The organism is Streptomyces ferrugineus, from assembly GCF_015160855.1.
Taxonomy (GTDB): domain Bacteria; phylum Actinomycetota; class Actinomycetes; order Streptomycetales; family Streptomycetaceae; genus Streptomyces; species Streptomyces ferrugineus.
Genome location: NZ_CP063373.1, coordinates 3,124,747 through 3,136,636 on the forward strand (window position 1 = coordinate 3,124,747; position 11,890 = coordinate 3,136,636).

General features: G+C 69.6%; 7 protein-coding genes. 5 read left to right on the forward strand and 2 right to left on the reverse strand.

The window, feature by feature from the left end; all coding sequences use genetic code 11:
- The first annotated feature begins 242 nt into the window (after positions 1–242).
- From metH to IM697_RS14300, 4 genes are all read left to right on the forward strand, one after another.
- Positions 243–3,758 (forward strand): methionine synthase, encoded by a 3,516-nt coding sequence (gene metH / locus IM697_RS14285; RefSeq protein ID WP_194048065.1) that lies wholly within the window; start codon positions 243–245, stop codon positions 3,756–3,758.
- Between the two features lie 166 nt (positions 3,759–3,924).
- Complete coding sequence (locus IM697_RS14290; protein WP_194048066.1) at positions 3,925–4,620, forward strand: HAD family hydrolase; 696 nt, start codon at positions 3,925–3,927, stop codon at positions 4,618–4,620.
- Positions 4,621–5,044: 424 nt separating this feature from the next.
- A complete protein-coding gene (locus tag IM697_RS14295; protein ID WP_194048067.1) occupies positions 5,045–6,649 on the forward strand; it encodes an ABC transporter substrate-binding protein in 1,605 nt (534 codons plus the stop codon).
- A gap of 99 nt (positions 6,650–6,748) precedes the next feature.
- Positions 6,749–8,329, forward strand: coding sequence for an ABC transporter substrate-binding protein (locus tag IM697_RS14300; protein WP_194048068.1), 1,581 nt, complete (start codon positions 6,749–6,751; stop codon positions 8,327–8,329).
- A gap of 87 nt (positions 8,330–8,416) precedes the next feature.
- Here the strand turns inward: IM697_RS14300 and IM697_RS14305 are convergent, their stop codons facing one another.
- Together IM697_RS14305 and IM697_RS14310 are read right to left on the reverse strand one after the other, a co-directional pair.
- Positions 8,417–9,088, reverse strand: coding sequence for a response regulator (locus tag IM697_RS14305; RefSeq protein WP_030946450.1), 672 nt, complete (start codon positions 9,086–9,088; stop codon positions 8,417–8,419).
- A 14-nt stretch (positions 9,089–9,102) separates the two neighbouring features.
- Positions 9,103–10,152 carry a RecB family exonuclease gene (locus IM697_RS14310; RefSeq protein ID WP_194048069.1) on the reverse strand — a complete coding sequence of 350 codons (1,050 nt, stop codon included), beginning with the start codon at positions 10,150–10,152 and terminating at the stop codon, positions 9,103–9,105.
- A gap of 175 nt (positions 10,153–10,327) precedes the next feature.
- On the opposite strand from IM697_RS14310, the gene IM697_RS14315 reads away from it, so the two are divergent.
- Positions 10,328–11,869 carry a site-2 protease family protein gene (locus tag IM697_RS14315; RefSeq protein ID WP_194048070.1) on the forward strand — a complete coding sequence of 514 codons (1,542 nt, stop codon included), beginning with the start codon at positions 10,328–10,330 and terminating at the stop codon, positions 11,867–11,869.
- The last annotated feature ends 21 nt before the right edge of the window (positions 11,870–11,890 follow it).

An 11,890-nucleotide genomic window follows, 5' to 3' on the forward strand; every position in this document is an offset into this window, starting at 1 on the left:
CGTTCGGCAATGTCGAACACTACCGGTCGTTGCCGACCTCCCGCTAATGGTCCGCCGCTATCCGCCCGCTCGTGTCGCCTCACCTCTAGCCGGAGATCGCCCCGGACGCCATCGCCGTCCCGCGTCGTGGACTGCCTGACCACTTCGGCGCGGTCCCGGCTACGCTGGCGGCGTGCGCCCGCTGCGGAAGGGACCGTGGAGGGCGCAAAGCCGACAGCCGTCGCACTCCAGGGAGCCCTTTCATGGCCTCGTTGCCACCGACCCCTTCCGCCGACAGCCGGACCCGTGTGTCCGCCCTCCGCGAGGCGCTCGCCACCCGAGTGGTGGTCGCCGACGGAGCGATGGGCACCATGTTGCAGGCCCAGGACCCCACTCTCGAGGACTTCGAGAATCTGGAGGGCTGCAACGAGATCCTGAACCTGACCCGCCCCGACATCGTCCGCTCCGTCCACGACGCGTACTTCGCGGTGGGCGTCGACTGCGTCGAGACCAACACCTTCGGGGCCAACCACACCGCCGCGGCCGAGTACGAGATCGCCGACCGTGTGCACGAACTGTCCGAGGCCGGCGCGCGCCTCGCCCGCGAGGTCGCCGACGAGTACGCCGCCCGCGACGGCCGCGCGCGCTGGGTCCTGGGCTCGGTCGGCCCCGGCACCAAGCTGCCCACCCTCGGCCACGTCGGCTACACCACCATCCGCGACGGCTACCAGGCCAACGCCGAGGGCCTGCTCGCCGGCGGCGCCGACGCCCTGATCGTCGAGACCACCCAGGACCTGCTGCAGACCAAGGCCTCCGTCCTGGGCGCCCGCCGCGCCATGGAGGCGACCGGCACCGAGGTGCCGCTGCTGGTCTCCATGGCCTTCGAGACGACCGGCACCATGCTGCTCGGCTCCGAGATCGGCGCCGCGCTCACCGCGCTGGAGCCGCTCGGCATCGACATGATCGGCCTGAACTGCTCGACCGGCCCCGCCGAGATGAGCGAGCACCTGCGCTACCTGGCCCGGCACTCCCGCACCCCGCTGCTGTGCATGCCGAACGCCGGTCTGCCGATCCTCACCAAGGACGGCGCCCACTTCCCGCTCGACCCCGAGGGCCTGGCCGACGCCCAGGACACCTTCGTACGGGACTACGGGCTGAACCTCATCGGCGGCTGCTGCGGAACGACCCCCGAGCATCTGCGGCAGCTCGTGGAGCGGGTCCGCGACACCGCGCCCGTGGAGCGCCGCCCGCAGCCCGAGCCGGGCGCCGCCTCCCTCTACCAGACCGTCCCGTTCCGCCAGGACACCTCCTACCTCGCCATCGGCGAGCGCACCAACGCCAACGGCTCCAAGAAGTTCCGCGAGGCCATGCTTGAGGCCCGCTGGGACGACTGCGTGGAGATGGCGCGCGAGCAGATCCGCGAGGGCGCGCACATGCTCGACCTGTGCGTGGACTACGTCGGCCGCGACGGCGTCGCCGACATGGAGGAACTCGCCGGCCGCTTCGCCACCGCCTCCACCCTGCCGATCGTCCTGGACTCCACCGAGGTCGACGTCATCCAGGCCGGCCTGGAGAAGCTCGGCGGACGCGCGGTCATCAACTCCGTCAACTACGAGGACGGCGACGGCCCCGAGTCCCGCTTCGCGAAGGTCACCAAGCTCGCCCAGGAGCACGGCGCGGCCCTGATCGCGCTGACCATCGACGAAGAGGGCCAGGCCCGCACCCCCGAGAAGAAGGTCGAGATCGCCGAACGGCTGATCGAGGACCTGACGACGAACTGGGGCATCCTCGAGTCGGACATCCTCATCGACACCCTGACCTTCACCATCTGCACCGGTCAGGAGGAGTCCCGTAAGGACGGCATCGCCACCATCGAGGCGATCCGCGAGCTCAAGCGCCGCCACCCCGACGTCCAGACCACCCTCGGCCTGTCGAACATCTCCTTCGGCCTCAACCCGGCCGCCCGCATCCTGCTGAACTCCGTCTTCCTCGACGAGTGCGTCAAGGCGGGCCTGGACTCGGCGATCGTGCACGCCTCGAAGATCCTGCCGATCGCCCGCTTCGACGAGGAGCAGGTCACCACGGCCCTGGACCTCATCTACGACCGCCGCAGCGAGGGCTACGACCCGCTGCAGAAGCTCATGGCCCTGTTCGAGGGCGCCACCGCCAAATCGCTGAAGGCGGGCAAGGCCGAGGAACTCGCCGCCCTGCCACTGGAGGAGCGTCTCAAGCGCCGCATCATCGACGGCGAGCGCAACGGCCTGGAGGCCGACCTCGACGAGGCCCTCCAGGACACGCCCGCTCTCGACATCGTCAACAACACCCTGCTGGACGGCATGAAGGTCGTCGGCGAGCTGTTCGGCTCCGGCCAGATGCAGCTGCCGTTCGTCCTGCAGTCCGCCGAGGTGATGAAGGCCGCCGTCGCCTACCTCGAACCGCACATGGAGAAGACCGACGCCGACGGCAAGGGCACCATCGTGCTGGCGACCGTGCGCGGGGACGTGCACGACATCGGCAAGAACCTCGTGGACATCATCCTGTCCAACAACGGCTACAACGTGGTCAACCTGGGCATCAAGCAGCCCGTCTCCGCGATCCTGGAGGCCGCCGAGGAACACCGGGCCGATGTCATCGGCATGTCCGGGCTGCTGGTGAAGTCCACGGTGATCATGAAGGAGAACCTGGAGGAGCTCAACCAGCGCGGCCTCGCGGCGAACTACCCCGTCATCCTCGGCGGCGCCGCCCTCACCCGCGCCTACGTCGAGCAGGACCTGCACGAGCTGTACGAGGGCGAAGTGCGCTACGCCCGCGACGCGTTCGAGGGCCTGCGCCTGATGGACGCCCTCATCGGCGTCAAGCGCGGCGTACCCGGCGCCAAGCTGCCCGAGCTCAAGCAGCGCCGGGTGCGCGCCAGTGCCGTGACCATCGAGGACGAGCGCCCCGAAGAGGGCCACGTCCGCTCCGACGTCGCCACCGACAACCCCGTCCCCGCGCCGCCGTTCTGGGGCACCCGTGTCATCAAGGGCATCCAGCTCAAGGAGTACGCCTCCTGGCTGGACGAGGGCGCCCTCTTCAAGGGCCAGTGGGGCCTGAAGGAGGCCCGCACCGGTGAGGGGCCGTCGTACCAGGAGCTCGTCGAGACCGAGGGCCGACCGCGGCTGCGCGGACTGCTCGACAGGCTCCAGACGGAGAACCTCCTCGAAGCGGCCGTGGTCTACGGCTACTTCCCGTGTGTCTCCAAGGACGACGACCTGATCCTGCTGGACGAGCACGGCAACGAAAGCACCCGCTTCACCTTCCCGCGCCAGCGCCGCGGCCGCCGGCTGTGCCTCGCGGACTTCTTCCGCCCGCAGGAGTCCGGCGAGACCGACGTCGTGGGCCTCCAGGTCGTGACCGTGGGCTCGCGCATCGGCGAGGAGACCGCCCGGCTCTTCGAGTCGAACTCCTACCGTGACTACCTCGAACTGCACGGCCTTTCGGTGCAGTTGGCCGAGGCGCTCGCCGAGTACTGGCACGCGCGCGTGCGCTCCGAGCTGGGCTTCGCCGGTGAGGACCCGGCCGACATCGAGGACATGTTCGCGCTGCGCTACCGGGGAGCCCGCTTCTCGCTGGGCTACGGCGCCTGCCCCAACCTGGAGGACCGGTCCAAGATCGCCGACCTGCTCCAGCCCGAACGCATCGGCGTCCACCTGTCGGAGGAGTTCCAGCTGCACCCCGAGCAGTCCACGGACGCCATCGTCATCCACCACCCGGAGGCGAAGTACTTCAACGCCCGATAGGCGTCGACGCAGGTCGCAGCGACCCCCGGTGTCCTAGTGATGTGCCCCGAGGCACATCATCCAAACCAGGCGCTTCGCCACCGCACGTCGTACACTGGACGGTCCACCGCAGGCCGGTTCCCTTTGTGGGAGCCGGCCTGTCCGCCCCTCAAGGAGGTGCGCCAGGATGACCAGCACGGTCCCCGCGCCAGTAACCCGCACGGCCGACGGGTCGGCCCTTCAGGCCGTACTCCTCGACATGGACGGCACCCTGGTGGACACGGAGGGCTTCTGGTGGGACGTCGAGGTCGAGATCTTCGCCGGCCTCGGTCACACCCTCGACGACTCCTGGCGCCATGTGGTGGTCGGCGGCCCCATGAGCCGCAGCGCCGGCTTCCTGATCGAGGCCACCGGCGCCGACATCGCGCTCGCCGAGCTCACGGTGCTGCTCAACCAGGGCTTCGAGGACCGTATCGACCGGGCCCTGCCGCTGATGCCGGGCGCGGCCCGGCTGCTGGCCGAGCTCGCCGCGTACGAGATCCCCACGGCCCTGGTCTCCGCCTCGCACCGGCGCATCATCGACCGTGTGCTCACCTCGCTCGGCCCTCAGCACTTCGCGCTGACGGTCGCCGGCGACGAGGTGCCGCGCACCAAGCCGCACCCGGACCCGTACCTGCTCGCCGCGTCCGGACTGGGCGCTGACCCCGCCAGATGCGCGGTCGTCGAGGACACCGCGACCGGCGTCGCCGCCGCCGAGGCCGCGGGCTGCCAGGTGGTGGCCGTACCGTCCATCGCGTCCATCGCACCGGCCGCCCGGCGCACCGTGGTGAGCTCCCTCGAAGAGGTCGATCTGGCATTTCTGCGGGGGCTGATGGCCGCCTGACAACACAAATGCGGACCGTCGTTCACCCAGCGTGCAACATCGATAACGCGGGAATTCCGAAGGGAAATTCGAAGGTAGCGGATGGCCGAATTCCGGCGCTTCCGAAGACTGTTCAGTTTGTGATGTTCGCCACTCAATCGGGGGTCGACAAGCGTCCTCTTGAGTGCCGCACGCCCCCTGAAAAGGGCTTCGGGCGCACCCTTGTGTCCCGATTGATGGGATGGTGCACGAATCCTTCCGGCGTCAGCCTTTCTTTGCGTCCGCGCCCGGTTCCGCTCCGTGATGGGGTCTCAACTCCGGTCGCATCGAACCCTGCTGCGGGCGCGGACTAACCTCGTCGCGAGAACATCGCACTTACCCCGTGATCCGCCGCGACACCCCTGCATGCCGGGTACACGGAGTCGACAGCTGGAGAAACCCGAGCATGAACCGCAAGACTTTGGTGCTGCCGGCCGTCATCGGCCTGCTCGCGCCGGTTCTCGCCGCCTGCGGCGGAACCGACAGCGGCAGTGACAGCGGCGACGCGATCGTCGTCGGCACCACGGACGCGTTCACTGCCTCGAAGGACGCTCCCGCCCCGCTCGATCCCGCCTACGCCTACGACGTCGGCACCTGGAACATCCTGCGCCAGACCGTGCAGACCCTGATGATCCAGCCGCGCGGCGACGGCGACCCGGTGCCCGAGGCCGCCGAGAGCTGCAGCTTCACCGACAGCGGCAACGAGCGCTACGCCTGCAAGCTGCGCGAGGGCCTGAAGTTCGCAGGCGGCGACCCCCTCACCGCACAGGACGTCAAGTACTCCATCGACCGCGCCCGCTCCCTGAAGGCCGACAGCGGCGTCTTCGCGCTGCTGTCCACCATCGACACCGTCGAGACCCAGGGCGACCGCGAGGTCATCTTCCACCTCAAGACCGCCGACGCCACCTTCCCGTTCAAGCTGTCCACCCCGGTCGCCGGCATCGTCGACCCGGATGTCTACGACAAGGGCAAGCTGCGCGACGGCTTCGAGGTCGAGGGCTCCGGCCCGTACACCCTCAAGGCCGAGGTCGACGACGACGAGCTGGTCTCCGCCGTGTTCACCAAGAACCCCCACTACAAGGGGAGCCTGAAGGTGAACAACGACAAGGTCGAACTGCGCAACTTCGCGGACGCCGACGACATGGGCACCGCCCTCGACAAGGGCGAGATCGACCTGATGACCCGCACCATGTCGCCCGAGCAGATCCAGAAACTGTCCGCCGACACCGACGACAAGGTCGACCTCGTCGACATGGCCGGCCTGGAGATCCGCTACCTGGCCTTCAACACCAACGACCCGGCCGTCAAGAGCAAGGCCGTCCGCCAGGCGATGGCCCAGCTCATCGACCGCGGCGAACTCGTCTCCAAGGTCTACGGCTCCCAGGCCGAGCCGCTGTACTCGCTGGTCCCCGCCAGCGTCACCGGCCACTCCAACTCGTTCTTCAACAAGTACGGCGACCCGAGCGTCGGCAAGGCCAAGTCGCTGCTGGAGAAGGCCGGCGTCACCACCCCGGTGAAGCTGACGCTGCACTACACCACCGACCACTACGGCCCGGCCACGAAGAAGGAGTTCGAGCTGCTGCAGAAGCAGCTCAACGACAGCGACCTGTTCGACGTCGACATCAAGGGCACCCCCTGGGCGACCTTCCGCCCCGCCGAGCAGAAGGGCGAGTACGAGGTCTACGGCATGGGCTGGTTCCCCGACTTCCCCGACGCCGACAACTTCCTCGCCCCGTTCCTCGACCAGGACAACTTCCTCGGCTCGCCGTACGCCAACAGCGCTGTCCGCAACACCCTCATCCCGGAGTCGCGACGCGTCGCCGACCGGCTGTCCGCCACCGGCAGTCTGACGGAGATTCAGGACATCGTCGCCAACGATGTGCCGGTGCTGCCGCTGTGGCAGGGCAACCAGTTCGTCGCCGCCGGCGACGACGTCACGGGGACGGCGTACGCGCTCAACTCCTCCTCGACCCTTCAGCTGTGGGAGCTCGGCCGTGGCGTGAGCGGCTGACGTCTCTCCATGCCCGGCGCGCTCGACCAGGCGCCGGGCACGGCCCGGGATCCGGGACGCGACCCGGGTTCCTCACATTCGACGACAAGGCACTCGTAAGTGAACATACGCAACCAGTGGCCGGTCCTGCCCGTCGTGGCAGGACTGGCCTCCGGCCTGCTGACCGGCTGCGGCACGGAGACGGGGGACTCCGGGGAGACCGGCTCCTCGGTGGTCATGGGGATGTCGGACGACGTCCTGGCCACCGACCCCGCCTCCGGCTACGACCCCGGCTCCTGGCTGTTGTTCAACAACGTCTTCCAGTCACTGCTCAGCTTCCCCAAGGGCGCCACCGAACCCCAGCCCGAGGCCGCCCGGGAGTGCGGTTTCTCCGACACCAAGGCCACGGTCTACCAGTGCACGCTCAAGGACGGCCTGCAGTTCAGCAACGGTGACTCGCTCACCTCGAAGGACGTCAAGTTCTCCTTCGACCGCATGCTGAAGATCAACGACCCCGACGGCCCCGCCGTCATGTTCCCCACCCTCGACAAGGTCGAGACGCCGAACGACAAGACGGTCGTCTTCCGGCTCAACACCCCCGACGCCACCTTCCCCAGCAAGATCGCCTCCGGCGCCGGCTCCATCGTCAACGAGGACCAGTACGACGCCGACGGCCTGCGCAAGGACGGCCAGGCGATCGGCTCCGGCCCGTACAAGCTGGACAAGTTCGACGACGACGAAGCCGTCTTCTCGGTCAACGACAGCTACAAGGGCACCGCCGACGTCCAGAACTCCGGCGTCACCCTGAAGTTCTTCCACGGCGACCAGGAAGCCCTCAAGAAGGCACTGCTCGACAACGAGATCGACATCGCCTACCGAGGCCTCACCGCCGGCGACATAGCCGACGTCGAGAAGTCCGGCGGCGACTCCGGTGTCGAGGTCGTCGAGGGCGGCAGCGCCGAGGTCCAGCACCTGGTCTTCAACATGGACGACCCGGTCGCCGGAAAGCTCGGCGTCCGCAAGGCCATCGCCTACCTCATCGACCGCGACGCCCTCATCAAGGACGTCTACCAGGGCACGGCCACCCCGCTGTACTCGATCATCCCGGCCGGCATCAGCGGCCACAACACCGCCTTCTTCGACACCTACGGCGCCCGCCCCTCCAAGTCCAAGGCCGCCGACGCCCTTCAGGACGAGGGCATCAACGGCAAGGTCAAGCTGACCCTGTGGTCCACCCCGTCGCGCTACGGCCCCGCCACCGACGACGAGTTGAAGGCCATCGCCAAGCAGCTCAACGACAGCGGCCTGTTCGACGCCGACGTGCAGTCCGTCGCCTTCGACCAGTACGAGAAGGACATCGAGGCCGGCAAGTACGGCGTCTACGTCAAGGGCTGGATCCCGGACTACCCGGACGCCGACAACTTCACCGCCCCCTTCTTCGGCAAGGGCAACGTGCTCGGCAACAACTACAGCAACAACGCGATCACCGGCACCCTCATCCCGCGCACCGCGGCCGAGAGCGACCGCTCCGCGACGGACGACGACTTCGGCCAGCTCCAGGACATCGTGGCCAAGGAACTCCCCGTCCTGCCGGTCTGGCAGGCCAAGCAGTACGCGGTCGTCCGCGACAACGTCTACGGCCTCGAGTACTGCCTCGACGCCTCCACCGTGTTCCGCTTCTGGGAGCTGAGCAAGGGCTGACGGACGCCCGCCACCGGCGGCCGCATACACGAAGAGGGCGCCCCTTCACCGGAAGGGGCGCCCTCCTCGCCGTAGCGACCCGGACGCCTACTGCGCGCCGGGGCGCACCAGACCGCTCTCGTACGCGTACACCGCGGCCTGCACCCGGTCGCGCAGCCCCAGCTTCGTGAGCACATGACCCACATGCGTCTTCACGGTGGTCTCGCTGACGAACAGATCGGCGGCGATCTCGGCGTTGGACAGGCCCCGCGCCACCAGCTTCAGCACCTCCACCTCACGCTCGGTGAGCGTGTGCAGCGTGTCCGGAACCGGCTCGTCGCCCGACGGCAGATGCGTGGCGTACTTGTCCAGCAGCCGACGCGTGATACTCGGCGCCAGCATCGCCTCACCGGCGGCGACCACACGGATCGCCTGCACCAGCTCATTGGCCGGGGCGTCCTTCAGCAGGAAGCCGCTGGCCCCCGCCTTCAGCGCCTCCACCACATACTCGTCGAGATCGAAGGTGGTCAGCACCAGCACCTTCGCCGGGCCGTCCCGCCCGGGCCCGGTGATCTGCCGCGTCGCCTCCACCCCGTCCATCCGGGGCATACGGATGTCCATCAGGACCACGTCGGGCTGCAGGGCCCGCACCTGATCGAGGGCCTGCAAGCCGTCACCGGCCTCGCCCACGACCGCGATGTCCTGCTCCGCCTCCAGGATCATCCGGAATCCGGTACGCAGCAGGGGCTGGTCGTCGACCAGTAGGACGCGGATGGCCACGTGAGTCTCCTTCGCTAGTCCGGCCCCATTCTGCCCTGCGTGCCGCCGTCGGACTCGCCCGCCCTGACCGGCAGCGGATACGGCGGGGGAGTGCCGCCGAATTCCGGGCAATGGGCCTGGTGGTCGCACCAGCCGCACAGCTTCGTCGGCCGCGGCCGCCAGTCACCCGACTCCGTCGCCACCCGGATCGCCTCCCACAGCGCGAGCAGCTTGCGCTCGACCCGCTCCAGATCCGCCACGACCGGGTCGTACGTCAGCACATCACCACTGCCGAGATACACCAGCTGAAGCCGGCGCGGGACGACCTTCTTCAGCCGCCACACCACCAGCGCGTAGAACTTCATCTGGAACAGCGCGCCCTCGGCGTACTCCGGCCGCGGCGCCTTGCCCGTCTTGTAGTCGACGATCCGCACCTCACCCGTGGGCGCCACATCGACACGGTCGATGATCCCGCGCAGCCTGAGCCCCGAGTCCAGCTCGGCCTCCACGAACAGCTCCCGCTCGGCGGGCTCCAGCCGCGTCGGATCCTCCAGCCCGAACCACCGCTCGACGAGCTGCTCCGCCTCACCGAGCCAGGTCGCGAGCCGCTCGCCCTCGGGATCATCGGCGAACAGCTCCCCGACCTCCGGCCTGCTCTCCCGCAGCCGGTCCCACTGCCCGGGAATGAGCGACTTGGCCCGCGGAGCGGTCCGCTCGGCGGCCGGCGCGTCGAAGAGCCGCTCCAGCACCGCATGCACCAGCGTGCCCTTGGTCGCCGCCGCACTCGGCTTCTCGGGCAGCCGGTCGATCACCCGGAACCGGTAGAGCAGAGGGCACTGCATGAAGTCGCCGGCGCGGGACGGGGACAGGGAAGTGGGCGGTATGACGGGGCGGACGGGGGCGCCGGCCGGCGGGACCGCCTCCGGTGCCCCGGCGGTGTCGTCGGCCGGGGGCACGGCCTCATCCGCCCCGGCCGTCGCCGCCGTACTGTCCGCCCCCGCGGGGTACTCGTCCCGCACCGGCCCTGTCGCCGGCGCGACGTCACTGCCGCAGCCCGCCGCGGCACCCTCCGTGCTCGTCTCCATGACCACAGACCTTACGGCCCACCACTGACAGTGACCCACCCCGACCGGCACCGCCGGGACACCGGGGAAATCTCAGGGGGGTGCCGGGGCGAAACACGCCACGACGGCCGCATACCATCGACCCGAGACCCTTCCGCCCGGCAGGCGCGGAAGACGCTTCGAACGAGGGGAAACCGTGGACGAGAGCGGCGGGAGCGGGCAGCCGCGGTCCGGCACCGACGAGTCGACCGATCACCGGCCGGACCGTAAGACCCCGGCCACCGACCCCACACGCCCCGACCCCACCCCGTCCGACGAACGGCCCATGGACCACCGGCGGTTCGACGGCACCGGGGACGACGCCGCGCCCGAGACCTCCGAAGACCGTGCGCACGCCCCGGACGACTCCGCCGCGAGCGAGACGCCGGGGGAAGGACCCACGGACGGCACGCGTGCCGGCTCCGGAACCGAGCAGCACCCGGAACCGCCCCCCGGCACCGAAGCCCACCCCGCCCCGCACATCCCCACCGACGACCGCGCCTTCGCCCACTCCGACACCAAAGGCCGACCGCCGAAGCGCCCCAAGGACCCCCGAGGCGGCCTGCTCATGGGCCGCCCCTTCGGCGTGCCCGTCTACGTCGCCCCCAGCTGGTTCCTCGTCGCCGCGCTGATCACCTGGGTGTTCGGCGGCCAGCTCGACCGCGTCCTGCCCGAGCTCGGCGCCGCCCGCTACCTCGTCTCCCTCTTCTTCGCGGTCGCCTTCTACGCCTCCGTCCTCGTCCACGAACTCGCCCACACCGTCGCCGCCCTCCGCTTCAAGCTCCCCGTGCGCCGCATCCAGCTCCAGTTCTTCGGCGGCGTCTCCGAGATCGAGAAGGAAACCGAGACACCCGGCCGCGAATTCGTGCTCGCCTTCGTCGGCCCCCTGCTCTCCCTCGTCCTCGCCGGCGTCTTCTACGGCGCCATGCAGACCGTCGAACCCGGCACCGTCCCCGGCGTCCTCCTCGCCGGCCTGATGGTCTCCAACCTCATCGTCGCCGCCTTCAACCTGCTCCCCGGCCTGCCCCTCGACGGCGGCCGTATGCTCCGCGCCGTCGTCTGGAAGATCACCGGCAAGCCCATGGTCGGCACCATCGCCGCCGCCTGGGTCGGCCGCGCCCTCGCCGTCTCCGTCCTCGTCGGGCTCCCGCTGCTCACCCAGTCCGGCGCCCTCGGCTCCGACGCCGTCGACAACGTCGGCATGGACACCGTCATGGACGCCCTGCTCGCCGCCATCCTCGCCGCGATCATCTGGACCGGCGCCGGCAACAGCCTGCGCATGGCCCGGCTCCGCGAACACCTCCCGGAACTGCGCGCCCGCACCCTCACCCGCCGAGCCGTCCCCGTCGAGACCGACACCCCCCTCTCCGAGGCCCTGCGCCGCGCCAACTCCGCCGGCGCCCGCGCCCTCGTCGTCGTCGACGCCGACGGCAACCCCGTCTCCCTCGTCCGCGAGGCCGCCATCGTCGGCGTACCCGAACACCGCCGCCCCTGGGTCGCCGTCAGCGGCCTCGCCCAGGACCTCACCGACGGCATGCGCGTCTCCGCCGAGCTGGCCGGAGAGGAACTCCTCGACGCCCTGCGCGCCACCCCCGCCACCGAATACCTGGTCGTCGAGGAGACCGGCGAGATCTACGGCGTGCTGTCCGCAGCCGACGTCGAGCGCGCCTTCGTGAAGGCCATGGCCCGCCCCTCCTAGCGCCGCACTCCGTGGTCGGCG

Bases quoted from the DNA above. Each gene is read 5' to 3' on its own strand.
- metH (WP_194048065.1), top strand. From the start codon at position 243: ATGGCCTCGTTGCCACCGACCCCTTCCGCCGACAGCCGGACCCGTGTG.
- IM697_RS14290 (WP_194048066.1), top strand. From the start codon at position 3,925: ATGACCAGCACGGTCCCCGCGCCAGTAACCCGCACGGCCGACGGGTCG.
- IM697_RS14295 (WP_194048067.1), top strand. From the start codon at position 5,045: ATGAACCGCAAGACTTTGGTGCTGCCGGCCGTCATCGGCCTGCTCGCG.
- IM697_RS14310 (WP_194048069.1), bottom strand. From the start codon at position 10,152: ATGGAGACGAGCACGGAGGGTGCCGCGGCGGGCTGCGGCAGTGACGTC.